The sequence below is a fragment of the Chitinophaga sp. GbtcB8 genome (genome assembly GCF_019091455.1).
Lineage (GTDB): Bacteria > Bacteroidota > Bacteroidia > Chitinophagales > Chitinophagaceae > Chitinophaga.
Window position 1 is genome coordinate 1 of the sequence record NZ_JAGXJN010000505.1, and the last position, 231, is coordinate 231.

At 57.1% G+C, this 231-nt stretch carries 1 pseudogene; it reads left to right on the plus strand.

Annotation, left to right across the window (positions count from 1 at the left end):
* A pseudogene (locus KVT36_RS32420) lies at window positions 1-231 on the plus strand (ABC transporter ATP-binding protein); the annotation flags it as partial.

The following is a 231-nucleotide window of genomic DNA, read 5'->3' on the forward strand; positions in this document are numbered from 1 at the left end:
AAGGAAGGCGTGGAAGGGGCCCATGGTAAAGGTAAGTCCACCCTTCCGCGCCAGATAGCCGGCACAGAACCCATGGGAGGGGAACGCATTCCGGGGCCTAACGTAGTACCATCTTTCTATGCCCAGCACCAGCTGGAGACATTACCCCTTGACAGTGAAATACTGGACGAGCTGAAAAATACCAGCAGCGGCCCTACGGAAATGGGGCTGCGCGCCCTGTTAGGCTGTTTC